This window comes from Rhodococcus sp. IEGM 1306 (assembly GCF_036541985.1).
GTDB classification, from domain to species: domain Bacteria; phylum Actinomycetota; class Actinomycetes; order Mycobacteriales; family Mycobacteriaceae; genus Rhodococcus_F; species Rhodococcus_F qingshengii.
Genome location: NZ_JAZHFF010000007.1, coordinates 180,319 through 204,829 on the forward strand (window position 1 = coordinate 180,319; position 24,511 = coordinate 204,829).

Annotated in this window: 22 protein-coding genes; 9 read left to right on the plus strand and 13 right to left on the minus strand. The window is 61.1% G+C overall.

The window, feature by feature from the left end:
- Window positions 1–130: 130 nt before the first annotated feature.
- Window positions 131–547 carry a DUF7144 family membrane protein gene (locus V3587_RS20970; protein WP_003943077.1) on the plus strand — a complete coding sequence of 139 codons (417 nt, stop codon included), beginning with the start codon at window positions 131–133 and terminating at the stop codon, window positions 545–547.
- A gap of 95 nt (window positions 548–642) precedes the next feature.
- Here V3587_RS20970 and V3587_RS20975 read toward each other — a convergent pair whose 3' ends face one another.
- Window positions 643–855: a hypothetical protein gene (locus tag V3587_RS20975; RefSeq protein ID WP_003943015.1), complete on the minus strand. Its 213-nt coding sequence runs from the start codon at window positions 853–855 to the stop codon at window positions 643–645.
- 258 nt (window positions 856–1,113) lie between these two features.
- Here V3587_RS20975 and V3587_RS20980 point away from each other — a divergent pair, with 258 nt between their 5' ends.
- The 3 genes from V3587_RS20980 to V3587_RS20990 are packed head-to-tail and all read left to right on the plus strand — an operon-like array spanning window position 1,114 to window position 4,199.
- Window positions 1,114–1,773, plus strand: coding sequence for a GAP family protein (locus tag V3587_RS20980; protein WP_283377131.1), 660 nt, complete (start codon window positions 1,114–1,116; stop codon window positions 1,771–1,773).
- A 15-nt stretch (window positions 1,774–1,788) separates the two neighbouring features.
- Window positions 1,789–2,502: a GAP family protein gene (locus V3587_RS20985; protein WP_030536156.1), complete on the plus strand. Its 714-nt coding sequence runs from the start codon at window positions 1,789–1,791 to the stop codon at window positions 2,500–2,502.
- Window positions 2,499–4,199 (plus strand): SulP family inorganic anion transporter, encoded by a 1,701-nt coding sequence (locus tag V3587_RS20990; protein WP_269610518.1) that lies wholly within the window; start codon window positions 2,499–2,501, stop codon window positions 4,197–4,199. Before V3587_RS20985 ends, V3587_RS20990 begins: the two co-directional genes overlap by 4 nt.
- On the opposite strand, the gene V3587_RS20995 is transcribed toward V3587_RS20990, so the two are convergent.
- From V3587_RS20995 to V3587_RS21015, 5 genes are all read right to left on the minus strand, one after another.
- On the minus strand, window positions 4,191–5,012 hold the full coding sequence (locus tag V3587_RS20995; protein ID WP_003942972.1) for a hypothetical protein: 822 nt from the start codon (window positions 5,010–5,012) through the stop codon (window positions 4,191–4,193). The genes V3587_RS20990 and V3587_RS20995 overlap by 9 nt on opposite strands.
- A 14-nt stretch (window positions 5,013–5,026) precedes the next feature.
- Window positions 5,027–7,726 (minus strand): helix-turn-helix transcriptional regulator, encoded by a 2,700-nt coding sequence (locus V3587_RS21000; RefSeq protein WP_054188265.1) that lies wholly within the window; start codon window positions 7,724–7,726, stop codon window positions 5,027–5,029.
- Window positions 7,727–7,901: 175 nt separating this feature from the next.
- The gene (locus V3587_RS21005) at window positions 7,902–8,864 is read right to left on the minus strand and encodes an asparaginase (RefSeq protein WP_058226847.1); all 963 of its coding nucleotides are present in this window, start codon (window positions 8,862–8,864) and stop codon (window positions 7,902–7,904) included.
- 15 nt (window positions 8,865–8,879) lie between these two features.
- A complete protein-coding gene (locus V3587_RS21010; protein ID WP_283377132.1) occupies window positions 8,880–10,325 on the minus strand; it encodes an amino acid permease in 1,446 nt (481 codons plus the stop codon).
- Entirely contained in the window at window positions 10,325–11,764 is a 1,440-nt protein-coding gene (locus V3587_RS21015) for an aspartate ammonia-lyase (protein ID WP_283377133.1), read from the minus strand. The genes V3587_RS21010 and V3587_RS21015 overlap by 1 nt, the downstream gene beginning before the upstream one ends.
- A gap of 216 nt (window positions 11,765–11,980) precedes the next feature.
- Here V3587_RS21015 and V3587_RS21020 point away from each other — a divergent pair, with 216 nt between their 5' ends.
- Window positions 11,981–12,691 carry a FadR/GntR family transcriptional regulator gene (locus V3587_RS21020; RefSeq protein ID WP_050655023.1) on the plus strand — a complete coding sequence of 237 codons (711 nt, stop codon included), beginning with the start codon at window positions 11,981–11,983 and terminating at the stop codon, window positions 12,689–12,691.
- A 50-nt stretch (window positions 12,692–12,741) separates the two neighbouring features.
- Complete coding sequence (locus V3587_RS21025; protein ID WP_283377134.1) at window positions 12,742–13,449, plus strand: ankyrin repeat domain-containing protein; 708 nt, start codon at window positions 12,742–12,744, stop codon at window positions 13,447–13,449.
- Here the strand turns inward: V3587_RS21025 and V3587_RS21030 are convergent.
- A complete protein-coding gene (locus V3587_RS21030; protein WP_230691778.1) occupies window positions 13,434–14,450 on the minus strand; it encodes a helix-turn-helix domain-containing protein in 1,017 nt (338 codons plus the stop codon). The genes V3587_RS21025 and V3587_RS21030 overlap by 16 nt on opposite strands.
- 99 nt (window positions 14,451–14,549) lie before the next feature.
- On the opposite strand from V3587_RS21030, the gene V3587_RS21035 reads away from it, so the two are divergent.
- A complete protein-coding gene (locus tag V3587_RS21035) occupies window positions 14,550–15,356 on the plus strand; it encodes an alpha/beta fold hydrolase (protein ID WP_007730412.1) in 807 nt (268 codons plus the stop codon).
- A 30-nt stretch (window positions 15,357–15,386) separates the two neighbouring features.
- Here the strand turns inward: V3587_RS21035 and V3587_RS21040 are convergent, their stop codons facing one another.
- From V3587_RS21040 to V3587_RS21055, 4 genes are all read right to left on the minus strand, one after another.
- On the minus strand, window positions 15,387–16,577 hold the full coding sequence (locus V3587_RS21040) for a lipid-transfer protein (protein WP_283377135.1): 1,191 nt from the start codon (window positions 16,575–16,577) through the stop codon (window positions 15,387–15,389).
- On the minus strand, window positions 16,574–17,050 hold the full coding sequence (locus V3587_RS21045; RefSeq protein WP_037126255.1) for a Zn-ribbon domain-containing OB-fold protein: 477 nt from the start codon (window positions 17,048–17,050) through the stop codon (window positions 16,574–16,576). Before V3587_RS21045 ends, V3587_RS21040 begins: the two co-directional genes overlap by 4 nt.
- A 210-nt stretch (window positions 17,051–17,260) precedes the next feature.
- Window positions 17,261–18,988: an FAD-dependent oxidoreductase gene (locus V3587_RS21050; RefSeq protein ID WP_116057719.1), complete on the minus strand. Its 1,728-nt coding sequence runs from the start codon at window positions 18,986–18,988 to the stop codon at window positions 17,261–17,263.
- A gap of 33 nt (window positions 18,989–19,021) precedes the next feature.
- Window positions 19,022–20,029, minus strand: coding sequence for an AurF N-oxygenase family protein (locus V3587_RS21055; protein ID WP_003943163.1), 1,008 nt, complete (start codon window positions 20,027–20,029; stop codon window positions 19,022–19,024).
- A gap of 277 nt (window positions 20,030–20,306) precedes the next feature.
- Here V3587_RS21055 and V3587_RS21060 point away from each other — a divergent pair, with 277 nt between their 5' ends.
- Window positions 20,307–21,149 carry an SDR family oxidoreductase gene (locus V3587_RS21060; protein WP_073512519.1) on the plus strand — a complete coding sequence of 281 codons (843 nt, stop codon included), beginning with the start codon at window positions 20,307–20,309 and terminating at the stop codon, window positions 21,147–21,149.
- Between the two features lie 96 nt (window positions 21,150–21,245).
- Here V3587_RS21060 and V3587_RS21065 read toward each other — a convergent pair whose 3' ends face one another.
- Both V3587_RS21065 and V3587_RS21070 read right to left on the minus strand, forming a co-directional pair.
- Window positions 21,246–22,484: an HNH endonuclease signature motif containing protein gene (locus V3587_RS21065; RefSeq protein ID WP_283377136.1), complete on the minus strand. Its 1,239-nt coding sequence runs from the start codon at window positions 22,482–22,484 to the stop codon at window positions 21,246–21,248.
- A 457-nt stretch (window positions 22,485–22,941) separates the two neighbouring features.
- Window positions 22,942–23,061 (minus strand): LPXTG cell wall anchor domain-containing protein, encoded by a 120-nt coding sequence (locus V3587_RS21070; RefSeq protein WP_117435002.1) that lies wholly within the window; start codon window positions 23,059–23,061, stop codon window positions 22,942–22,944.
- Window positions 23,062–23,587: 526 nt separating this feature from the next.
- Between V3587_RS21070 and V3587_RS21075 the strand changes: the two genes are divergently transcribed.
- Window positions 23,588–24,211, plus strand: a complete 624-nt coding sequence (locus tag V3587_RS21075; protein ID WP_058226849.1) for a hypothetical protein — start codon at window positions 23,588–23,590, stop codon at window positions 24,209–24,211.
- Window positions 24,212–24,511 lie beyond the last annotated feature (300 nt).

Here is a 24,511-nt window from a genome sequence, read left to right on the forward strand (position 1 = left end):
ACATTGGTTTGCGATCCCGGCAAACGGGTACGGGTCGGTGACCTGCGGTTCATCCGCGACGGGTGATGTTTTCGCCTTCCAGCCCCTCGAGACTGAGTAAGGGAAGTGCATTCTGTCGAAAGGAACGCTGATGACTGCTCCACCGCGGGAACCCGCGAATCACCCTGTCCGGCAGGGTTTCGCGGTAGGTACGACGTTTGCAGCAGCAATTCTGCTGCTCACCGCAGGCATTGTCGCTCTGCTTCAGGGCATCGCGGCCGTTGCCGACAACAATCTGTTTGTCGTGGGTATCAACTACACGTACAAGTTCGACATCACGACGTGGGGTTGGATCCACATCATCTTGGGCATCATCGGGATCGTGGTGGCCCTCGGCCTCTTCACCGGTGCAGTGTGGGCCAGGGCGGCGGCAATCGTCATTGCGTCGCTCTCGATCATCGCCAACTTCTTGTGGATGCCGTATTACCCACTGTGGTCGATCCTGGTCATCGCGCTCGATGTCGTTGTGATCTGGGCGGTCGCGACCTGGGACAGGGACAGAGTCTAGGCACCGAACAACCCGAGAGCAGTTGGTCCCGACCGAGTCGACTCGGTCGGGACCATCGCTCGTGCGTGGGACATTTCGACAGGGTGTGGCTCGGATCAGTCTGGGAGTCGACGCATTTCGGCGACGGTCAGGCCGAGGGAATCGAGACGGGCCATGATGCTCCGCATAGCCGTGTGGTCCGCGACGGGTCCGTACAAACTGGTGAACCCGCCGGCGGCACTGGCGACACTGAGTTCAGGAAATGCGGCCTTGACGCGGTCCGACACTTCGCCGTCGATGAGGAATTGATACCGAGTGGGAGCATTCATCAGTATCCGCTCCATTTCGTAGGGCCATGAGGTTCGAGAAGGCAGCGCTCCGAGCCTCGAAATCGCATGTCGTCAAGTGCAATCGGCGTCGCTGCCCGATCCAGGACTCCGCATCCGTGGGATCCAGTCTTACTCCCGTACGCGCTCGGGGCGTCATCCCCTACGGGTGAATGTCGTCGCGGGTCCGTTCATCCCTTTTGTGTGAGGCTCCGTAGAGTCGCCACCCCTAGTGTCGACCGGGAGAGAGAAGAGGTCGGCATGGGATCTGTCATCGGGGATCTGTTACCCCTCGCGGTCGGCGTTGCGGTATCGCCGATCCCGATCATCGCGGCAATCTTGATGTTGTTGTCCAAGCGTGCCGGCAGCACGAGCGTCGGGTTCGCGCTGGGCTGGATACTGGGAATCGTCGTCGCCACCGTGATCTTCGTGCTTCTGTCCAGCAAGCTCGGTGACTCCGAAGGTGATCCGTCAGCGACAGTGTCGTGGATCAAGCTGGCGTTGGGTGTATTGCTTCTTGCGTTCGGAGTCAAGCAATGGCGCGGACGCGGAGGCGAGCACGAAACCCCGAAGTGGATGCACGCCATCGATGACATGACCGCTGTCAAAGGCCTCGGCTTGGGCTTCGCTCTGGCTGCGATCAATCCGAAGAATCTGATGATGTGTATCGCGGCCGGAATCTCGATCGGATCCGCGTCATTGGGCTCCGGAGAAGTTGTTGTCGCCATTCTGGTTTTCACGATCATCGCGGCCTGCACAGTGTGCGTGCCCGTGATCGGCTACCTCGTTGCCGCGGAGCGACTGAGTGGTCCGCTGGCCAAGCTGAAGGTGTGGTTGCAGGAAAACAACGCCACGGTGATGAGTGTGTTGATCCTGGTTATCGGTGTTGTTCTCATCGGCAAGGGCATCGGCGGTCTCTGACAACTGGAGGTAGTTATGGGATCGCTGCTACTGCAACAGATCCCGCTGGCGCTCGGGATCATCATGAGCCCGCTGGCGGTTGTCGCCGTTGTGGCCGTACTGTTTTCCGAACGAGCGCGTATCAACAGCATTGCGTACCTGATCGGGTGGTATCTCGGAATAGTTGTCGCGCTGGCCGGTTCGTACGTCATCTTGACCGCACTCCAGGTTCATCAGCGCACACACCTTCCGCTGTGGGTGCCCATCATCCATCTCGTTCTCGGGGCAACTCTGCTGGCGGGTGCCTGGTTCGTCTACTCACGCAGTCGTCGCGGGGTTCAGGCGATGGCGGCTGCAGTTGCCCCTGGCGACGTTGTGGCTGCGGCCCCTCAGCTGCCGAAGATGCTGCAATCGGTTGAGCACTTCCAACCAATGCGATCCGGTGTGCTCGGTTTCGCGCTGTTCGTTCTCAACCCCATCGACATGTCGTGTGCCATCGCAGCAGCGATGAACCTTCGTCTCAGCACCGTGGCACCGACGTCGCAGATCGTCTCGGCCGTGATCTTCTCGTTGGTGTCCGTGACCTCGGTCGCGGTACCTGTTGCCCTCCTGCTGATCAAGAAGGACGAGGCAACCGAACCGCTGCTGAAGATCCGCACCTGGATAGCCACCAACACGCACTTGCTGAACGTCGGGCTCCTCGTCCTGATCGCGGCGATGCAGATCAGTAAAGGGGTGCAAGGACTATGAGTGCTCCGCACACGCGGACCTGGTGGGTCTTCGGATCGTTGTCCGACTATCAACGCGCTTGGCTTCGCCCCGACATCATTGCGGGCCTTACGGTGTGGGCTGTCCTTGTTCCGGAAGCGCTCGCGTACGCCACCATCGCCGGAGTTCCGCCGGTGGTCGGGCTTTATGCTGCGGTTCCGTCATTGATTCTGTATGCAGCAGCCGGCAGTTCGCGCCATCTGATCGTCGGGCCGATGTCGGCGACCGCAGCGTTGTCCGCGGCGATGATTGCGCCATTGGCTTCAGGAAACGACGGCCGATTCATCGCGCTGTCGGCGGCATTGGCGATCGTGACCGGGCTCGTCGGACTGCTCGCAGGATTCATGCGCCTCGGATTCATCGCGTCCTTCATCTCCGAGCCGGTTCTCAAGGGATTCATCGTCGGTCTGGCGCTCACGATCATCATCGGTCAAGTACCCAAACTCCTGGGCGTGGACAAGGGGGAGGGAAACTTCTTCGTCCAGACGTGGACAGTGGTGAAGGAACTGGGTGAGGTCGACCTACCGACCGTGATCATCGGATTGCTCAGCCTGGCAATGGTCCTGGGCGTCAAGCGATGGCTTCCGCTCGTACCGGGTTCGCTCCTCGTCGTGCTGCTGGGCATTACCGCAGTAGCGTTGTTCGGCCTCGACGATCGTGGCATCGACATTGTCGGACACATCGACTCGGGCCTGCCGTCGATGGGTCTGCCGAGTGGTGTGGGAGCCGAGGACTACCTCGACCTGGTCGGACCTGCGGTCGGCGTTCTGCTCGTCGGTTTCGCCGAAGGTCTTGGCGCTGCAAAGACATACGCGGCCAAAGCCGGCTACACCATCGACGCCAATCGTGAACTGGCAGGACTGGGTGCGGCCAATCTCGGATCGGGTCTCTGCTCGGGAATGGTGGTCAACGGCAGCCTGTCGAAGACCGCCGTCAACGGAGGAGCGGGCGCCAAATCTCAGGTCAGCGGACTGGTGGTCGCGGCGCTGACGCTGGTGACACTGCTGTTTCTCACCGGCCTGTTCGAGAAGTTGCCAGAGGCGACGCTCTCGGCTGTGGTCATCGCAGCAGTGATCGAACTGGTCGATTTCTCCTCCCTCGCAGCGCTGTACCGGGTGTGGACGAAGAGGTTGGGCAGTATCTACGGGCACGCTGCCCGGGCCGATTTCGCGGCGGCGATCGCGGCGATGTTCGGGGTTCTCCTCTTCGACACGTTGCCCGGTCTGATCATCGGAATCGCCGTCTCGATGTTGCTGCTCCTGTATCGGGTCTCCAAACCGCACGTGGCCGCTCTGGCCAAGGACGGCACGCGCTGGGTCGACATCAGTGGGCATCCTGATCTGAAGACACTCGACGGCGTCGTAGTGGTCAGGGTCGAAGCGGGGATGTTCTTCGCCAATGCCGATCACGTGCGTGATCAGATCACCGGTCTGGTGACCGCCGGCACCACCATGGTCGTTCTCGACGCCGAGACGTCACCGTTCATCGACGTCAGCGCTGCGCAGATGTTGGCTCAGCTTCGAGATTCGTTGGCACGCAGAAATGTGAGCTTCCGAGTGGCACGCGACATCGGGCAGTTCCGCGACGTTCTGTCTGGTGCCGACCAGGGCGCGCTGAAGGTCGACGTCTATCCGACCGTCTCGAAAGCGCTTGCAGGTCGAGACAACACCTCAGCGTGATGTCCGTAGCCAGATTCCCAGGGGACCGGAATCTTTGGCCACTGATCCGACGATCGACGACGCGACAACCACGATGGCCGAGAAGATGAACAGCCAGCCGATGACGGTGAACATCACGCCCAGAAGACCGAACTCGTCCTGCGACGTCTTTGTCATTCGGGGGAGGAAAAGAGTGCCGGCCACGTGCAGTCCGGTCAGGCCCGTCGCGGTGAGCAATCCTGACCCGACGCACATTCGAGTGGTCATGCGATTGGCCGTCAGCAGCATGGGCACGGCTGTCCACACGAGTGCCCACACGACGTAGACCGCTGTGAATTCCAGGACTCTGCCCACTCCCGGAACACCATTCAGTTCACGGCACAGGGCCGCACCGACCACCGACGCGGCCACGACGCACACTACCGCGAACCACCGCCACGCCTGACGGAGTGTCGCCGTCGGCACGCTCCAGATCCGTCCGTACATCCGGCCGAGAGCGCGAGCGTAGGACGTGGAACTGATCAGCAGCATGAGCAAGCCGACAATCCCGAATGCTGCCGCGGTAGAGGTACTGGTCAATACGGTGTCGGGGAGTTGGACGCCGAGGTCGTCTTTGGCGGCATCAGCCAACGGCTTCAGCTTCTCCAAGGTCGACGCTGCAATCATGACCGGGAGCAATGACGTAAAGGCCTGGGCCGCCAAAGTCATGGCGCTGTCCACGAGCCCGACTTCGAAGACCCCGATGGTTGCATCAGTCGCCAACCGTCGACTGGGTGTACGTCTCGCCCACACGGTCAATCGATCGCGCGTATCGGAATACAGCTTCGGGGGCATGGAAGCAGTCTTGCTCAGATGAGTCCGCCGCGTCGCGCAGCCTTGAGCGCGTCGCGTCGGTTGCTCACTTCCAACTTGCGATAGATCCCGCGAAGATGCGTCTTGATGGTGTTGACGGAAAGGAACAGCGTGTCGGCAATGGACTCGGTGGTGTCTCCGGAAGCCAGTTCACGGAGCACGGTGTATTCGCCTGGCGTGAGGATCGGTGCACTCACCAATTCTTGTGGGCGAATGCGGCTACGTACCTGTTCGGCAAATGCTTCCTGATCGCCGAAATGTCCACTGAACTCGTCGAACACCGGCCGCAGGGATGCGCCGTAGTCGAGGAAGGGGCGTAGCAGGCTACCGGCTTCCGCGGCGCGCAGCGCTTTGTGGAGGGAGCGAAACGACTTGCGCTCGTGACCTGTTGCAGCGTGGATCCCGGCTTCGAGTGTCCAGGCGTAGACGTGATGTGCGAGCAACGGGATTTCGGAGGACCCGAGAGCTTCGGAAACTTCGACGAGTGCTTCCGCGAACTTGTTGGACGAGAAGGCGACGGCACCCCGTGCGAGATGTATCTCCGACGTTTCTCCGAATTGATCGGCTGCGTCACGCACGAGTCTCGCTGCCCATTCCACCTCGCCGACGGAAAGGCATGCGTGGACGACGGGTGGTAGAAGAGCCAAGGTCGCGAACGCGAAGGTACGTAATTCGATCGCGCTGAGCATCGCGTCGCGGACATCGGCGGCGGTCGAGCGTCGGTCGGTCGAGCCGTCGAGACTGTGAAGGCCGAAGGTTACGACGGAGTGCCACCCGAACACCGGCGCGCTGGCGCCGAGAACGTCTGTGCTCCGGTAGTTTCCGATTGTCGGGATGCGGTACGGGAGTTCGCTCGAAGCGCAGAGATATGTGGCAAAGGCGGCCACCGACGCGGACAACTCGTACTCCGCAGTCGTCGTGATGCGATGTTCGACCGCGTAGTCGAGAGCGTAGACGGAGTGAGCCCTCATCGCCCCGATGTCTCCGCTGAGAGAAGCTACGTAGCCCAGTCCGGTCAGCGACTTCAAGACGAATCGCGCCCTGCCCCGTATTGTCCCGAGTGCGACGGCTTGAGTGTATTCGACAGTCGCCCTGTCGAACTCACGTCGCAGTAAGTGTGCCGTCGCCAATTCCATGTGTGCGTAGGCTTCGATGTCGGAGTGGGTGCTTTTCTGGCGCCGCTCCAGACGTGCCGCCAGCGGCTCGTTGTCGGAAGTCGCCGTAACGCAGGAGATTTCCAGGCTCATCGCCAGGAACAATGGATCTTCTGCAATCGGTGGATGAGTTGCCTCGAGAAGATCGAGGCACGTGGTCGCCGAGGTCACGTCACCGGAGTGGAGGGCGGCCGCCGCCAGCACCAGTCGGGTGATCGGGGATTCCGAAACCTGCGTCGACACCGATTCCAGGACTCGCACGACGTCCCCGCAGTGCCCGTCGAGTACGAGGCCCAGCCCGCAGCGTTCGAGAAACGCGAGAATGCGGTGTGGGTCTCCGATCGACACCTCGAGTTCGAGCGCCTCGAGTTCGAAGTGATTGCTTTCGAACCAGCTTGCTGCTCGCAGGTGTACGCGGTTTCTCTCGACGTGATCGACGCGACGGAACTCTGCCCGAAGGTGCTCGCGCAAGAGAGGGTGATAGCTGAACCACGTTGTGTGGTCGGCGGAATCGGTACGGGTCACGGGGAAGTTGAACTGAATCAGCGAGTCGATCTCGGATAGAGCGTTCGAGTCCGTCAGAGTTTCCGCCAGTTGGGCGGAGAAAGAATCGACTACCGATGTTCGCAACATGAACGAGGTGACATGTTCGGGCAAGGACGTCAGTACCTCGTCGACGAGAAAGTCGGCGATCGGGCGGGGTGTGTGCGTGAACTCGTTCAGTGCATCGCCGATGTCACTGCGGCCGGCCAGAAACGCGGCGGTCAGCCGAACGACGGCGCCCCACCCCTTGGTGAAGTTCTCGACGATTGCGAGTTCGTCGTCGCGCAGCGTGATGTCGTACTCGCCGAATATCGCGGTGATCTCGGAGCGATCGAAAGCGAGATCGGTGGATGCAAAGCGGGTGAGTCGGCCGTCGAGAGCCAGACGATGCCAGGTGAGCGGTGGTTCGTAGCGGGCGGCAACGATAATCGACAGGTTGCCCGGGGTCTGTGTGAGTATCCGATCGAGGAGACCGATCGACATCGGATCGTGGAGGGTGTGAACGTCGTCGAGGATCAACGTTGTTCGGCGCTCGTGCGTTTCGAGGGTTTCCGCAAAGTGCGCGAGCCACTGCTCGACGGGCGGCCTGGATCCGGTCTGCACGGGGAGCCTCTGGCCGGCCGCATCGACGGAGGTCGCGATCGCCTCGGCGAGGGATTCACACAGTATCGACACGTTGTTGTCGCGCTCGGCCAACGTCAGCCAGGCCAGCGCAACATCAGGGGAGGCTCGAGAATATTCGCGAGCCCAATCGGCCAGAAGTAGGGTCTTCCCCGCACCGGCCGGAGCCGAGAGCAACCCGACAGGCCCGGGGCCTGAGCCTTTGGTGGCAGTGGATGCGGTGAGTTTGCGGTGCAGGCGCGGACGCGCGACCAGTCCTTTCACGGCAGTTGGCGGGTGAAAACGACCGTTGAGTGCGGCGCCTGGCACGTGCGCTTGCCCGACGCGGTGAGCCGCGTCGAGCGTTACTGCAGCGGCATCACGAAATGGGCTGCTCATCCGACTCCTGTTCGACTGGCTGCACTGGACGTGACCGCTGGATCGAAATTTTGAACGAGTTAGATGATGTGAAACTACCCAATTCGGACACCAAATAAGCGTCCAAGTCGAAAATTCGGACCAAAGTCCCTGATTTAGTGTAGTGAATTTCGAACAATGAATGGTGTCGCCAGTTCTACCGCCCGAACGGCGGGGTGCGAGCAAACCTCGAATAGCGGTCGAATACCTTTTCCAGGCCCACGAGATCCGGATCTGACAACAAGGCTGCCAGAAGTACACGTGCCTGCCCGGCTCGAAGATCGGTGGAAAATACAGCGCCTGCGGCGATCAAGTCGTGCCCGCCACCACCGCCACCGTAAACCGGGGAGATTGGCCCCGAGGGCACCCGAGTTGTCACGGCTACCGGAATGTGAGCGCCTACGCAGTCTCGTACGGCCTCGACTATCGTCGGATTGGCATTTCCCGAACCGAGTCCGTCGAGAACAAGTCCCTGCGCCCCGGCGTGCACGCAGGCGTCGATTTGTACGCGGTCTGCCCCGGGATACACGGCGATGATGTCGACGCGGGTGTCCGAAATCGGATGCCACGGCAATGGTTCGGGATTACGCAGCAGGAGCGGATCGATGTGCACGCGGCGGAAGGCATCGAGTGCCGTCGTATCGGACTTTCGCGTACCTGCGGCTGGATGGACCGAACCGCCGAAGGCGATGAGGACACCACGCCCGTGTGACGAGATGTCCAGTCCGGCTGAGATCGCCGCGGCGAGATTCGAACGAGCGTCGGATTCGGGATGGTCGAAAGTGCGCTGCGCGCCGGTGAAGACCACCGGGCGTTGGTCGTCGTGGTGCAGGTCCAACAAGAACGCAGTTTCCTCCATCGTGTCGGTGCCGTGAAGCACGACCACCGAGTCGAGTCCGGGATCTTTCAATTGATCGGCTACGGCGTCGCGAACACGATCCATGTCCGCGAAGGTCATGCTCGAGCTGTCCTTCGACATCACGTCGACGACTCGAAGCTCGATGTCGGTCTGCTCGTTGCCGACCAGATCTGCACCGGTGATTGCGGGCCGGCTGATTCCATGCGCATCCCGGGTGCTGGCGATGGTGCCACCGGTAGTGACAACTGCGACTTTCGACACTGTGGTCCTTTCACGTCAAGCTGCGGGGTGGTGGATGGCCAACTCGCGAATACGATTCTTGGCGGCGTACCAACCAATCATCAAGAGCGGTGCGATGATCGCGATGGATCCGACGGTCCACTTTCCAACAGGGTTGTCGAATGCCATCAACACGATAACGACCGCAAGAAAGACCAGTGTCGCGATCCCGGTGTACGGTGCGCCGAATATGCGGAAGGAAGGGCGAGTGACTTTGCCTTGTTTCGCAAGTTGCCAGAGCCTCAACTGGCACAGCACAATTACCGCCCATGCACTGATGATGCCCAGTGCCGCAAGATTGAGGACTATTTCGAAGGCCTGCGCTGGGACAACAGCATTGAGCCCGACGCCGAACAGGATGACCACGCCGGTGAGTGCGATTCCCCCGTACGGCACTCCGGCTTTGTTCATTCTGGCAGCGAAGGCAGGCGCCGAACCGGCCGTTGCCATCGAATGGAGTATTCGTCCGGTCGAATACAATCCGGCATTGAGGGAAGACAACGCCGCCGTGAGAACGACCAGATTCATGATCGCATCTGCGCCTTGGATGTTGATCGAACCGAAGAATGTGACGAATGGACTTTCACCGGCGTGGTATTCGGTGTACGGGAGCAACAGTGAGAGCAGCAGGACCGACCCCACGTAGAAGACGAGGATCCGAATGATCACTGTGTTGATCGCCTTGGGTATCACCTTCCGGGGATTTTCGGTCTCTCCAGCCGTGGTCCCCACGAGTTCAATTGAAGCGTAGGCGAACACGACGCCCTGAATCACCACGACTGCCGGCAGTATTCCGTTGGGGAACAGCCCACCGTTGTCGGCGATCAGGCTGAATCCGGAGGAATGCCCTTCGATGGGCGTGCCGAAGAGTACGAAATAGACACCGAACCCGAGGAATGCGGTCAAGGCCACGACCTTGATCAACGCGAACCAGAACTCCAACTCTCCGAAGACTTTCACGGACACGAGATTCAGTCCGAGAACCAGCAACACCGCGATCAGAGCGAACATCCACTGATCGATGTGTCCCAGTGGCGCCCAGTACTTTTTGAAGAAGTTCATGTACAATGCCACAGCCGTGACGTCGACCACGGCAGTCATTGCCCAGTTCATCCAGTACAACCAGCCCGCAGCGAAAGCCATCTTTTCGCCGAAGAATTCGCGTGCGTAGGAAACGAAGGATCCGGAAGTCGGTCGGTGCATCACCAGTTCGCCGAGCGCCCTCAGGATCAGGAACGCGAAGAATCCGCACAGCGCGTACACGAGAACCAAGGCCGGGCCCGCCTGTTGTAGTCGCCCTCCCGCCCCCATGAAAAGGCCGGTTCCGATCGCGCCACCGATCGCGATCATCTGAATTTGTCTGGGGCCGAGCGCCTTCTGATATCCGAGATCCTCCTCAGTGGCAACTTCGGCGCGGCCTGTCTCTTCCCGTTCGACGGTCATCAAACCTCCTCCGCAACAGCGGTGGCATGAGGCTTCTCCCCCGAAACGCGGAGATTGGCGAGATGTTCGGGGCTGAGCAACCGATCGAGTTCCTCGCGGTCGAGCAGGCCGGCTTCGATTACGAGATCGGCGACGCGACGCCCGGAAATCAACGCCTCCTGGGCGATCCGAGTGGACGCGGTATATCCGATGTAGGGGTTGAGCGCGGTGACGAGGCCGATGGAGTCTTCGACTCGGGCGCGCAGCAGTTCGGTGTTAGCCGTGATGCCGAGTACGCACCGGTCCGCCAAAATGCGGCAAGCCGCACCGAGGTGTCGCATTCCTTCGGACAGTGAGTGCACGATGATCGGCTCGAAAGCGTTGAGTTGGAGCTGACCGGATTCCGCAGCCATCGTGATCGTCACGTCGTTGCCGATGACTTCGTACGCGACCTGATTGAGGACTTCGGGAATGACAGGATTGACCTTGCCCGGCATGATCGACGAACCTGCCTGCACCGGTGGAAGATTGATCTCGTTCAATCCGGCTCGCGGGCCCGAAGAGAGCAGCCGGAGATCGTTGCACACCTTGGACAACTTCACAGCGACCCGCTTGAGGACGCCGGAGAGGTGGACGAACTGGCCCACGTCTTGGGTCGCTTCGACCAGATCCGTTGCCAACACCAGCGGCAGTCCGGTCAGTGCGCCCAGGTCGGAACAGGCCACCTCGGCGTAGCCGGCGGGTGCGTTGAGGCCAGTGCCGATAGCAGTCGCACCGAGGTTGATCTCGTGAACGAGAAGAGCGGCCTCAGCCAGACGCGCCCGATCCTCCTCGATCATGACCGCGTAGGTCCCGAACTCCTGACCCAGGGTCATCGGCACGGCGTCCTGCAGTTGGGTGCGTCCCATCTTCACTGTGTCGGCGAACTGAAGAGATTTGGTCGTGAATGCGTTCTGGAGTGTAAGAAGTGCATCCAGCAGGTCATCGATCGCGAAGATCGTCGAGATATTCACGGCCGTGGGGTAGACGTCGTTGGTCGATTGGCTCAGGTTCACGTGTTCATTGGGGTGAAGCCGTTCGTAGTCGCCGCGCTGGTGGCCGAGGATTTCCAACGCGCGATTGGCGATGACCTCGTTCGCATTCATGTTCGTCGACGTGCCGGCGCCACCCTGGATGACGTCCACCACGAACTGTTCGTGCCACCGCCCGTCCACGATCTCCTTGCATGCCTGTGAGATGGCCTCCGCGCGCAGGCGGTCGAGGATGCCCAGCTTTTCGTTTGCGCTGGCTGCGGCCCACTTGACGTAAGCGATGCCGCGGATCAGATGCGGGTTCGTGGCGATTGTTCGACCAGTGATCGGGAAGTTCTCCATTGCGCGCAAGGTGTGGATACCCCAGTACGAATCGGCTGGAACCTCGCGATCGCCGAGCAGATCGTGTTCTGTTCGCGTTTCGAGCACTTGATCAATTCCTCGTGTCTCTTCGCGCAAGCATCACTCTGCGCGGTGGGTGTATTTCGGGATCGCAGCGCTGACGGTCGAGTAGTAGTCCCGCCCAGCTATCGGGCTATCAGGCTGTCTGACAGGTGTAATTGTTACCTCGCTCACTCCGGCACGTCAACCCTTCATCAGGTGCGATGTTTGACGCGGGTCTTCGGCAGTCGCAACAATGACGGCATGAACCTGTCAGACAGCTGGGCCACCAGGCGACCCGTCGCCTCGCGGGTGAGTGCTGCCGAGGCGGTTCTCGCCGACCTCCGTGCCGCAATAACCTCCGGCGAACTGGCAGTCGGAGAGCGTCTCCCGTCCGAGGCGTCCCTGGCCGAAAGACACGGGGTCAGTCGATCGGTCATCCGTGAAGCCCTGCGCTCGTGCCATGCCCTCGGGCTCACCGAGACGAAATCCGGGCTCGGCACCTTCGTCGTCAGCGATTCGATAGCGCGAGACCTCGACTTCGGCAGCTACGCGGCCAACGAGTTGGTCGAAGCGCGGCCGCATGTCGAAATTCCGGCCGCAGGGTGGGCTGCCCAACGGCACACAGCGGAGGAGTTGACGGCCCTCCGCGGACTGGTCCAGCAGATGCGTGACGAGGATGATCCGCTCGTATGGGTCGCACTCGATGCGCAGTTCCACGGACTGATCGCGAAAGCCAGTAGGAATCGGGTCTTCGAGTCGGTAATCGTCGATATTCGTGAAGCGTTGACAAGGCAGTCCGAGACACTCAATCTTGTTGCCGGTCGCCAGGAAAGGTCGAACGAGGAACACGAACGAATAGTCGAAGGAATCGCATCCGGCAGTTACGACCACGCCTCCAGGGCGATGGCCGAACATCTGGACGCCGTCAGGATGACGCTTGAAACTCTTGTCCAAGAAAGTAATCCGCTGTGACGGCGCTTCCGGGTAGGTCTGTCCTCGTCTGCGTTATCCTCGCGGTATCAGTGACCGGGGCGTTGGCCGGCTGCAGTTCGTCCGACACCCCGGTGACGTCGACGATCGCCGCGTCAGCGACGACAACGGCAGCTGTATCGATTACGGGCGTAAAGCCGCCATCGACGCCGGAATCCGAACGGGCACTCTTCGATGCGGTGGACCGCAATGATCCGGCAGCGATCACCGCGGCCCTGGCTTCGGGCGCGAACATCGAAGCTCGCGGCGAGGGCGAACGGACTCCACTCGTCGAGGCCACCAAGAACGACGCCGTCGCCGCGGCCTCTACGTTGATTCTTGCCGGAGCAGACGTGAACGCGAAGGATTCCATGCAGGATTCGGCCTTCCTGTATTCCGGAGCCGAGGGTTTGAACGAGATTCTGGCGCTCACGCTCGCCCACGGCGCGGACGTCGACAGCGTGAACCGTTATGGCGGTACGGCGCTGATTCCCGCGAGTGAACACGCGCATGTCGAGAGCGTCCGGATGCTGATCGCTGCCGGGGTTCCGGTCAATCACGTCAACGATCCCGGGTGGACGGCGCTACTCGAAGCCGTTGTGTACGGCGATGGTTCGGTGCGCTATATCGACGTGATCACTCAGCTTCTCGACGCGGGGGCAGATCCCTCGATCCGGGATGCATCGGGGAAGACCGCGTTGGACAATGCCGAAAGTCGTGGTCAGTCGGACGTTGTGGCGCTGCTTCAATCGCGGAGCTGACGCCAACGAGTCGGGCTCAGCCCGTAGGCCTGTCGAAAGCGTCGGCTGAAGTGTCCGGCGTCGACAAACCCCGCCCGGTGCGCAACGGTCGCGATCGGCAGATCGACGGTAGCGGGTCGAGCCAGTTCGTCCCGAGCCTTCTGCAGGCGCTGGGTGATGATCCACTGTTCGATCCGAAAGCCGTTGTCCGAGCAGATCTTGTACAGCTGTCGCAGTGAGATGTTGTGGGCGTGAGCAATTCGTGCGGGATTCAGTGTCGGATCGTGAAGGTGTTCACGGATGTATCGACGGATCGAAGTCATGGCAAGGGCCGATCTCGGAGCGGATGCGTCAGGATTCGCATGTGCGATCGAAGCGACCAAAGCACGTGCGAGTTCGATCGAGGCCTCGCCCAATTGTTCGGCGGCAGGATCGGTCTCCAACAGAGCGGCGCTGCGGAACAATTCACGAACGTGCGCGATCATCACGGGGTACAGATTGCTGTGATGAGGCCGGGTAGCTGCGTCCCGCACGGTGTCGATCGGCAGTCCCAGCCGATCCATCGGAACGTAGAGGCACTGGGAAGCGCCCGTTCCCGGCCAGGAGAAATCGTAGGTCGACGTCAGGTCCGTCATCAACAGCTCACCGGCGGGCACTCTGCGTTGTTCGTCGTGCTGATCTAGATGGCCGATCCCGATCTCCTGCAGGGCAATCGCAAGGACGGGCATCGACGCGGACCGGACGTGACGTGGTGTTCGGGTCAACCGCATACCGGTCGACTCGGAGCGGAACAGTGATGCTGCACCGAGGTTCCACACGTTCATTCTCGCGCTCACCCGTTCCGGGTTCTCCAAGTGGATTGCACACGGGACCGAGGCACGACCCATCGCGTCGACAAAGGCGTCCGCGCGTTGGTCAGGCTCCAACACGGAAGTATCCAGGAGCAAAGCCATGCAGCCCTGATACCCCGCGATGCGGACGCTCAACCAGAAGTTGTGCAGTGTGAGCTCAAAAGTCTGCACGGACAGTCACGTCCGTCGCAGCAGGTATTTCTAGGATCGAAACGGGCGTGTCCCGGCCTACCGCAGTTTCTCGCTTTTCGACGAGAGTGAAGGAAACGCATGAAGATCTCACGTGTATTCACCGCAGTTCTGGCGTTACTCATGACAGTCGCGGCTGGAGTGATCTTCGGCTCCGGCGCTGCGGTGGCGAGCCCCAAGCCAACCGTCGTTCTCGTCCACGGCGCTTTTGCCGACGCGACCAGTTGGGACGGCGTTGCCGCCGACCTACGCTCGCGTGGCTATCGCGTCGTGGCGCCGGACAATCCTCTACGCGGGCCCGCTTACGACGCGTCCGTGATCGAGAAGACGGTTGCGGACATCGACGGACCTGTCGTGCTCGTCGGACACTCGTACGGCGGCGCGGTGATCACCAATGTTCACGACCCGAAGGTGCAGTCGTTGGTGTACATCGCGGCGTTTGCTCCGGTTCAGGGTGAGCCGGTGCAGATCACGATCGATCCCATCAGGTTTCCTGGCAGCCAATTGCTTCCTCCGGCTCTGGGATTGAAGATCGTCGACGATCCTCACGCGATCGGCGGGAAGAACGTCGACGGCTACGTCACGGACGAGTATTTCCATTCCGTCTTCGCTCAGGATGTTTCCGACGAGACAGCGGCAACGATGTTGGCGCATCAGAAGTCTGCGGCTTTGTGGGCGAACCTCGAGCTCGGCGGGCCACCGTCGTGGGCGAACACACCGAGCTGGTATCTGGTTGCCGGTGAGGATCGCGTGATCCCCGCATCGGCGCAGCGGTTCATGGCAAACCGGATGGGCGCGAACACCAGCGAACTCCCGACCTCGCACGCATCGCTGGTTTCCCAGCCAGGGGCAGTGGCAGACGTGATCGTGGCGGCCGCTCACGGGTGAGTGTGCGACCGCCACGAAAGTAGAACAGGGTCAGGCGGAAACGATTACCGAGGAGCCGTGTCCGAACAGACCTTGGTTGGCGGTGATACCGATGCGGGCGCCTTCGACCTGACGGCCTTCGGCCTGTCCACGAAGCTGCCAAGTGAGCTCGCACACCTGCGCAAGTGCCTGTGCGGGAACGGCTTCGCCGAAGCACGCGAGACCACCGGACGGATTGACCGGGATGCGGCCTCCGATACTGGTGTCACCCGCACGCAGAAGGTGCTCGGCCTCGCCCCGCTTGCAGAGGGCAAGGTCTTCGATCCAGTCCAGTTCCACGGAGGTAGCGAGGTCGTAGGCTTCGGCGACGTCGACGTCCTCGGGAGAGATCCCGGCTTCTTCGTATGCGGCGTAGCCGATGGATTCCTTGAACGTGCGCTCCGGAGCGGGAACGGCGGAGCTGGAATCGGTGGAGAAGTTCGGCATGTCCATGATCGTCTGGGGGAACGTCGGCGTGACCGTCGAAATAGCCTTGATGCGAACAGGTTCCGCGATGCCCATCTTGCGGGCGTATTCCATCGACGTCAGCAAGATTGCGGCGCCGCCGTCGGACGTCGCGCAGATGTCGAGCAGGTGAAGGGGATTGGACACCACGGGGGAGGCCAACACGTTCTCGACGGTGACTTCCTTGCGGTAGCGCGCATTCGGATTGCTCAGCCCGTGCCTGGCGTTCTTGACCTTCACGTTGGCGAAATCCTCCGCGGTGGCGCCGTAGAGGTCGATGCGACGACGCGCGTTGAGCGCGAAGTACGCCGGGTTGGTCATACCCATGAGGCGGAAGCGCAGCCAGTCCGGGTCGTCCCAACGCTCACCGGCGACGGGAGCGAGGAAGCCCTTCGGCGTGGTGTCGGCGCCGACGACCAGGGCAACTTCGCTGAGGCCGGCCAGGATTCGTGCGCGCGCGGTGTCGAGTGCCTGGGCTCCCGTCGCACACGCGGCGTACGACGTGGCGACGCGAGCGCCGTTCCAGCCGAGTGCCTGCGCGAAGGTGGCTCCGGCGACGTATCCGCCGTACCCGTTGCGGACGGTCTCGCCGCCGACGATGAAGTCGACATCCTGCCAATTCACACCCGAATCGGCGAGCGCGGCGCGAGCGGCCGCAACGCCGTATTTCACGAACGACTGCCCCCACTTGCCCCAGGGGTGCATACCGACACCGAGTACTGCGACGTCCTTGCTCATGACTGCAACTCCTGATCAGCTGCGGCGACAGGCTTCCATCGCCACGTCGTACGTACTCCGGTTTCGTCGGTGTACAGCGGCTCGACAACCAATTCGACGGTATTGCCGACCTTGAGATCGTCGACGCCGAATCCGTCGGCCACCTGGCCGAGGATGACGATGCCCTCGGGCAGTTCGACTGCTGCGAGAGCAAAAGGCTCGTACGGATCCGAGCGCGGGATGTACGGCGGCGGGGGCTGGTACTGCGCGTCGGTGTACGACCAGACAGTGCCGCTACGGGAGAGTTCCACGTCGTCGAACTCCTCGCTGAAGCAGCTCGGGTTCTTGCAGAACGTCGCCTCACGAGGGAAGGAAATGGTGCCGCAGGATTGGCACTTCGTGCCGATCAGAGCAGGTTCGTCGCCGGTGGTGAACCAACCCTCTACTGCAGGTGTCACACTCCCGTTCGGCGCCGGCGTTGCAGTCTCGCTCATGCAATCCTCATCTGGTTGGCGAGCGTGATCCGGGGATCGTGGCTCGCTGTGCCGCTTACTGGAACAGGTTGCAGTATTACACGATTTCGGCCGCTGACGGGCATAAATTTTCGCTGAGTGGGACGTTGCCGGAACGCAGACGGCCCCGCCGGGCAGACGAGTCTGCAGGCGGGGCGGTGTGCGTGAAAGTAGCTGTTTACCTGTAGTGGATCAGCGAACGCGTACGGGTCGACCGAATCGACGCGTCGGTTTCACTCGGGCCGCAGCGTCGAGGATGGAGGTGATCTCGACCTGATCCAGAACCTTTTCGCGGGCACGATCGTGCGCAGCGCCGCGTTCCAGTTCCGCCTTGTCGATGGCGTGCCAGCCCTCGCGGTCGACGACGTCGGACTGTCGCGCCCGGACCAGACGATCGACTGCGGAGTCGTCTGCGACCGGGTTGGTCAGGCGTCCGTCGTTGAAGTCGTCGACGAGCATCCTGATCGTTTCCTGCGCGCAGGACTTGTTGGTGCCGATGAACCCACTCGGTCCGCGCTTGATCCAACCGGTCGCGTAGACCCCGGTGGCGGGATCACCGTTCGGAGCTTCGAGGACTCGGCCGTTCTCGTTCGGAATGACCGACGCACGCTCGTCGAACGGGACGCCGGGGATGGGCACTCCGCGGTAGCCGATCGAGGTGAGGACCAAGCCGGTATCGATGGTCTCGGTATCGCCGGTTGCTTCGATCTGCACGGTTCCGTTGGCGTCGACAAGAGCGTTGCGAGCGAACTCGATTCCGCTGACCTGATCGTCGCCGGTGATCGAGGTCGGTGTGAGCAGGTAGCGCAACGTGATGCGCTTGTTGCCGACGTCGACGTGATCGCGGTTCTTCAGTGCTTCGAGGAGACGCAACTTCTGCTCGACGGCATGCGGAAGCTCGCCGCGTTTTGCCAGTTCTTCGGTGGCCGAGTCGAGAACCATGTCGTCGGGTCCGACAGAGAGTTCGATGTCCGGCAGTGCCATCAGGCCGGTGAACTCGGGGACCGTGAACGCGGACTGCGCGATTCCGCGTCGACCCACGATGACAACTTCTTCGACGCGACTCTTCCGCAGAGCGGCGAGTGCGTGAGCGGAGATGTCGGTACCGGCCAACTTCTCGGGATCGGCCGTCAGAATGCGAGCGACGTCGAGCGCGACATTTCCGTTTCCGATGATGACCGCGCGGCGATGTGAGAGGTCGAAGACGTCGTCGGCGTGATCGGGGTGGCCGTTGTACCAGGCTACGAAGTCGGTGGCCGAGGCCGTGCCAGGCAGATCAGCGCCCGGAATGCCGAGACCACGGTCGGACGAAGCGCCGACTGCGTAGAGCACCGCATGGTGATTTTCGAGCAGTTCGCTGTGCGAGATGTGCTTGCCGATCTCGACGTTGAGGTAGAACTCGAAACCCTTTTGTGCGGCGATCTTGTCGAACAAGCGAGTGACCTGCTTGGTCTTCTGATGGTCCGGAGCAACGCCGGCGCGAACCAAGCCGTAAGGCACAGGAAGGCGATCGAAGACGTTGACCTGCACGTCAGGCTGAGTCAGTAACTCGTCCGCGGCGTACATCGCCGACGGTCCGGAACCGACGATGGCAACGCGCAACGGCGGTCGGCCCTTGTCGACGTGGGCTGCCGGGATGACCTTGGCGAGAAGCGGCCTGGGCCGCTCTTCCTTGTAGAAGTCCGAATTGATGGACAGGAAGACTCGCTGCGGGTCGGTCAGCTTCGACTCGGGGACGATGGCGTCGACCGGGCAGGCCGAGACGCATGCGCCGCAGTCGACGCAGGCCTGCGGATCGATGTGCAGCATCTCGGCGGTGAGGAAGTCCGGCTCGTCCGGCGTCGGATGGATGCAGTTGACCGGGCAGGCGTAGACGCACGAGGCGTCGCTGCAACAGGACTGCGTGACTACGTGTGGCATGGCGCTATGAGTCCGATCTCGACTGTCCGGGAGCTACGCGGCGGCGTTGTGCGAGCTGCGGTGAGGTTCGCTACGGAAGCGTGATGCGCGGCCGTCCATCTTGCAGGCCTTCCACACCAGGCGCGAGGCACGGTTCATCAGGCCGGTGTCGGTGGCCAGCATGCGGACGTCACCGAAGTAGTTGCGCAGGGTCTGGCGCGACTCGGGCAGATCCCAGAACAGGTCCTTCTTCACGGACTTCGGGATGTCGAACTGCTTCCAGAAGGACTTCGGCGGGATGACGATGGCGTCACAGAGAATGCGCATGACGATCGGGAACAGCAGCGAGAGGACGAACCGGTTCGGGCGTGACATCAGCGGGATGCGGCGGCTCAGAAGCTTGTGTGCGAACGAGATATGACGCGCTTCCTCGGCTACGTGGATGGCCATGACCGACTGCATGATCGGGTGGATCTGGCCGCCGGCGCGCAGGATGCTCTTCTGAATGTGGTCGATCGGCTCTTCACCGGCGAGGACACCGACGAAGAACAGTTCGGGGAACGGACCCGCAGCGAGGGGAATGAAGGGCGCAAGCATCTTCATCGGACGGCTCATCCCGGGAGCGTCGGCACCGATGCGGTTGACCATCTCCTGGAACATCATCGTGTGGTTGCACTCTTCGACCGACTCGTGCGTGCAGTAGCGCGCCTCGGCCGAATCGTTGGGCAGTGAGAAGACGTACTGCATCATGCCGCGGATCAGAATGTTCTCGAACTGGAGACCGACCTTCGCGACATTGGCCTGGCGCCACATGCCGATTTCGATCTGCCTGGCCTCGGACTGCGACTGGTACCACGGGTGTGCACCCAGCGGGTCAGTCTCGGCCGGGAGGATCCAGCGGCGATCGTTCGGGACGACGGCAAACTCGGGGGAGTCCCAGTCGATGTCGAGGTACGGGTCGAAGTGCTTGTGCACCGAGCCCTCGGACAGGAGTCGAAGCGTCTCGTTGTACGAGTCGTCGGATGCTTCTCCGCGCTTGTCGAGCGGCGATGTGAGCGTCATGGCGTCTCCTCTTCGTTTCGGTCACCGCTGGTATTTCTCGCGGTGTTCGGTGGAATCGAGGGCCGGTTGTGTGATCGCTGGCACTCGGTCTGGATTTAATGTAACCCGAGGTATCAGGAAAAGCTAGTGGCAGATACTCCTGAATCCCGACGAATTCTTGACACGGCCGAAACGGCGCCATAACTTACTTTTGAGTAATTTCCGCGGTGCGTCCGAAGTGGGCTGTTCAGGGACGGGTTCGCACCGAATCGCACGCGAAGATCGAACCGAGGCCGACGTGATCAGATCGATTCTCAGCAATCTTGCATTGAGTCCGCCGACGCGTCTGCGCTCCCTTGTTCCGTCACGCGGCGTCACGCTCTCCGACAAGACGATCGTTCTGACAGGAGCTTCCTCGGGGATAGGTGAGGCGACAGCTCATCTCTTGGCTCGTCGGGGAGCCGAGATGATCCTGGTCGCGCGCGGTGAGGAAAACCTCGAACACGTACGGGACGAGATTCACCGCAGGGGAGGATGGGCACACATCGTGCCTGCGGACCTCTCCCGCGGTGAAGCCGTCGACGAACTCGCGGAGACGATCGCGGATCGATTCGGGTCGGTCGATATCCTCGTCAACAATGCGGGTCGCTCGATCCGGCGTACCGCGTTGGATTCGGTCGACCGATTCCACGACTACGAGCGCACCATGGCGCTGAACTACTTCGGGCCGACAAGACTGACGTTGCGGCTACTGCCCGCGATGCTCGAGGCGAAGTCCGGACACATCATCAACGTCGGAACCTGGGGAGTCACTGCGGGCGTGATGCCCAGGTTCAGCGCCTATCACGCGTCGAAGTCTGCTCTCAGTGCATTCGGCCGAAGCCTCGGCGCGGAATGTCACGGCACCGGTGTCGATGTCACCACAGTGCAATTCCCACTCATACGAACACCGATGATCGCGCCGACGGCGGATTACGTGAGCCAGCCGGCGCTGACGGCCGATCAAGCTGCATCGTGGATCTTGAGGGCGATCAATACGCGTCCCGTCGAGCTGTATCCGCGGTACGCGGGGCTGTTACGAGCGATTGACGTTGTATCCCCTTCTGCCACTGACGCTCTCGTGCGAAGGGCCGGGATCTGAGGGGCTGGGATTTGAGGGGTTGGGATCTGACCAGAAACGTGCACCAGCACCGGGGCATGGTTCGTCCCCGGTGCTGATGTATTCGATTGTCGCGGTTCAGGCTGCTGTGGGTGGGCTGTTCCCGCCGATCGGCTGTTGATACGGATCGATCGACATGGGTGGGTAGAACACCGTCTTCCGATCCGGGCCGATCTCGACACGCCACTCGGTGTGGTGCATCGTCCGGTGGTGATGACCGCACAACAGAACCAGGTTGTCGAGATCTGTTGGGCCACCATCGTTCCAGTGAACAATATGATGGGCATCGCACCACCCCGACGAAGTCCCGCACCCCGGAAACGCGCACCCGCCATCCCGGACGGCCAGTGCTCGCCTTTGCGGAACCGTCGCTGTTCTCGCTTCCTTGCCGCAGTCGAGCGGAACACCGTTCTCATCCAACAAAATTCGCGTCACGGTGCAGTCGCACGCCAACATCCGCGCGGTATCGATACTGATCGGGCCCACCCAATCCGTCCACGCGAAACCCAGTTCCTGAGTCGACGGCAAGAGGTCCTTCAACGCCTTGAGGTCCGTCATGTCTTTCGCGCTGGCGGTGACCGTGATGTGCGGTTTCACTCCGCCCTCGATCGGACCCAACCCCGCCCGCTCGTACCGGCGCAACAACTCGCAAAAGCCGTCCGCACGCCGTAATGCCGGAGTACGCGTGTCCTTCACGCCGTCCTTCTCCGGTGTCGGCGCAGACAGGCTCGACAACAACGTGATCAACCGGGCCCCGTTGATCGCATCCAGATCACCCTTCACAGTGACCCGCCCGTACAAGCCTTTCGAGGCGTAGAACTCGTTACGTTCGGAATCCTCGCCGACCGGGACGCCGTCCTCGCGCTTGCCGTACTGCTTCTCGATCCGCCGGATCGCCGCCCGCACCGCATCACAATCGGCAATGTTCTGCGACGCCAGGCCAAGCAGGATCCCGCGAGCCTTGTCCACATCCGCCAGGGTCATGTTCTTCGGCGGATGCTGACAAAACGACGCCACCTGACGGGCTTTCAACGCATCCACGTCACCGCGATGAAACGCATCCGCGACAACAGGTTCGAGCATCAACAACCGCGCCAACCCGACCAGCAGACTGCACTCACCGATCTCCAAATTCGTCGAACCATGCAACCACTGAGCGATCGCCCGAAAACCCTTCCCACCGAGAACGTCCCGGGAAAACATCTCCACGATCAGCAACACCATCCGCGACTGCAACTCGTGTCGGACACGCACCAGATCGAGAACCTCACCCTTGAGGTCCTCGCCATCCAGTTGCCACGCATCCCGACTGTCCATGCCGAAAGCATAATCGAACAAAGTTTCGAACACAAGAGAATGTGGATCGAAAATTGCTGCTATCAAATCGATTTCGACATTTCGGACAGTCGGCTATAGGCGGGTCGCCGACGTAGTCCACGTGCGCCGACGAGTGCGAGCGCCACCATCAACCCGGAGCGCAACAGCATCACGTCGGAATTGTCTGAGCCCCAGCACATTGTGTAATCGGCGTCGATCATGTTGCCGCCTGTCCCCGGCAAGCGCATGGGTCCAGCCGAGCACCAGGCCCAGGAGTGTCATCGCCAGCGTGATGGGAACGAAGACCACCAGGACCCGCAAGAAATGCCCTCGAACAAGGCTGGTGGATTCGCGAAGATCGACGAGTAGTGGAAGCGCCGGACACGACGGACACCGATTTATTACTCATCGGTCTGGTGTCGAGTGCGCATCTGCAGTCCCGAGCCAAAACCAATCTTCAGCGCTTCCGGCGGCCGAACAATACGCCGACAGCCGAGATCATGATCAGCGCCACAAGAACGACGACGATGTGCGACCTGTCCGCGGCCGGTGCCACCGTTTCGCTTTCTTTGGTCACTGCATCAGTGAATGTACAGCTTATGCCTGGAGGGAACCATCCCCAGAAGTCTGTAATTCCTGCCGCTACCCTCTCCGCCCGGTCGGGAAGGAGATAATTGAATCGTGATGGGATTCCATAGTGATCAATGCACCAGCTGGGCTGATGTTGGAGGCGCAAAGAAAATGCGTCCAACAAATAGACCAAGGTTAGTGCGATCAGCGATATTGCTAAAGACGCTTGGCTTGCTCGTAATAATCGAATCTTCACGACTCGCCCGCAACAGTCACGTCATCATGAGGTGACGATGGTATTGGTTGCTGCGATCCACCGAATCCAGCCGTGCTCAAAATTGACCTGTCGACTTTGGGAGTCGCCGAGCTCTCCTGACATCGGTAGTTCAAATCGACCATCCTCGCAGCCCTGCCTCCCATAGTCAGCAAAGATAGCACCGTGGACACTTTCTCCGTGCCGAGAAACAATCGATCGTGAGATCGGGGAAGTGGTTACTGCTAGTCCGCGACAAACAGCTCGCTATTCTCATCGAATGGATCAGGCAGTGTCGAACTCGCAGGCAACGAGAAGGTCCGGTGCTCTTCGTTGGGTTGTTTTGGTAAACGCACTTATCGCAGCGTCGGCGTCGGCGATGTATGTCGCAGCGAAATGCCATCTCACCTGGCCCGAACCTGCGGATAGTGCACTCTCGATCGCCGGTGCGGTCGTTCTCTGGGTCCTCACGGCGAGTGTTGCAATCGTGCTGCTCGGAGTGTGCTGGTGGCAGCGACGCCCATGGTTGTGGTCCGATGTCGCTGTTCCGGTTCTCGTGGTGATCGCACTCGGGATCGCGGCCGCGGGGCAGCCACATTTCGATCAGTATCGGGCAGACTTCGAAACCGTTGCACAGCAACTACTTCAAGAACCTGACGATCCCTATTCCGATGGGTATCATCGTGATCTACGAATCGGCAGATTCGATATCTCCTATGCCAACGTCAGCAGTGAAGGCCACGTCTATTTCTATGACGCACGAGATGGATTGGACATCTTGGACAATCCCGGCTGGGTGTACGCACCCGATGGTGTGTCCGACAAGACCTTCAATCAGCTCCGGCTGGAAGACATCGGGGGCGGATGGTACCGATTCCCTCATCTTGTCGTTGACAGCTATTGAAACTCAAACCACCAGACCCTCCGCTCGAAGTCTCGGGCGAATGTGGTGACGCCGACCAGCATTCCTGAGGCGAACGGTAGTAGGAGTACGAGAAGCGTCGTCAAGGTGAGAGCGGTGTTGGCACGGCAACCGCCACCCCCGTCGTACCAGCGTGAGCAGATGTCGCCGAAGTCCCAACTCTCGCCCCAACGCTGAACGAACCAACCCGAAAGTGCGGCTGTCAGGATCAGTAGGAATATCGTCGCCAGTGACCATGCGATCTACCCTCGGCATTGCCGCCAGGTCGCACACATCATCGGC

Coding starts and splice junctions, on each gene's coding strand:
- V3587_RS20970 (WP_003943077.1), top strand. CDS start 131: ATGACTGCTCCACCGCGGGAACCCGCGAATCACCCTGTCCGGCAGGGT.
- V3587_RS20975 (WP_003943015.1), bottom strand. CDS start 855: ATGAATGCTCCCACTCGGTATCAATTCCTCATCGACGGCGAAGTGTCG.
- V3587_RS20980 (WP_283377131.1), top strand. CDS start 1,114: ATGGGATCTGTCATCGGGGATCTGTTACCCCTCGCGGTCGGCGTTGCG.
- V3587_RS20985 (WP_030536156.1), top strand. CDS start 1,789: ATGGGATCGCTGCTACTGCAACAGATCCCGCTGGCGCTCGGGATCATC.
- V3587_RS20990 (WP_269610518.1), top strand. CDS start 2,499: ATGAGTGCTCCGCACACGCGGACCTGGTGGGTCTTCGGATCGTTGTCC.
- V3587_RS20995 (WP_003942972.1), bottom strand. CDS start 5,012: ATGCCCCCGAAGCTGTATTCCGATACGCGCGATCGATTGACCGTGTGG.
- V3587_RS21000 (WP_054188265.1), bottom strand. CDS start 7,726: ATGAGCAGCCCATTTCGTGATGCCGCTGCAGTAACGCTCGACGCGGCT.
- V3587_RS21010 (WP_283377132.1), bottom strand. CDS start 10,325: ATGACCGTCGAACGGGAAGAGACAGGCCGCGCCGAAGTTGCCACTGAG.
- V3587_RS21020 (WP_050655023.1), top strand. CDS start 11,981: ATGAACCTGTCAGACAGCTGGGCCACCAGGCGACCCGTCGCCTCGCGG.
- V3587_RS21035 (WP_007730412.1), top strand. CDS start 14,550: ATGAAGATCTCACGTGTATTCACCGCAGTTCTGGCGTTACTCATGACA.
- V3587_RS21040 (WP_283377135.1), bottom strand. CDS start 16,577: ATGAGCAAGGACGTCGCAGTACTCGGTGTCGGTATGCACCCCTGGGGC.
- V3587_RS21045 (WP_037126255.1), bottom strand. CDS start 17,050: ATGAGCGAGACTGCAACGCCGGCGCCGAACGGGAGTGTGACACCTGCA.
- V3587_RS21050 (WP_116057719.1), bottom strand. CDS start 18,988: ATGCCACACGTAGTCACGCAGTCCTGTTGCAGCGACGCCTCGTGCGTC.
- V3587_RS21055 (WP_003943163.1), bottom strand. CDS start 20,029: ATGACGCTCACATCGCCGCTCGACAAGCGCGGAGAAGCATCCGACGAC.
- V3587_RS21065 (WP_283377136.1), bottom strand. CDS start 22,484: ATGGACAGTCGGGATGCGTGGCAACTGGATGGCGAGGACCTCAAGGGT.
- V3587_RS21075 (WP_058226849.1), top strand. CDS start 23,588: ATGGATCAGGCAGTGTCGAACTCGCAGGCAACGAGAAGGTCCGGTGCT.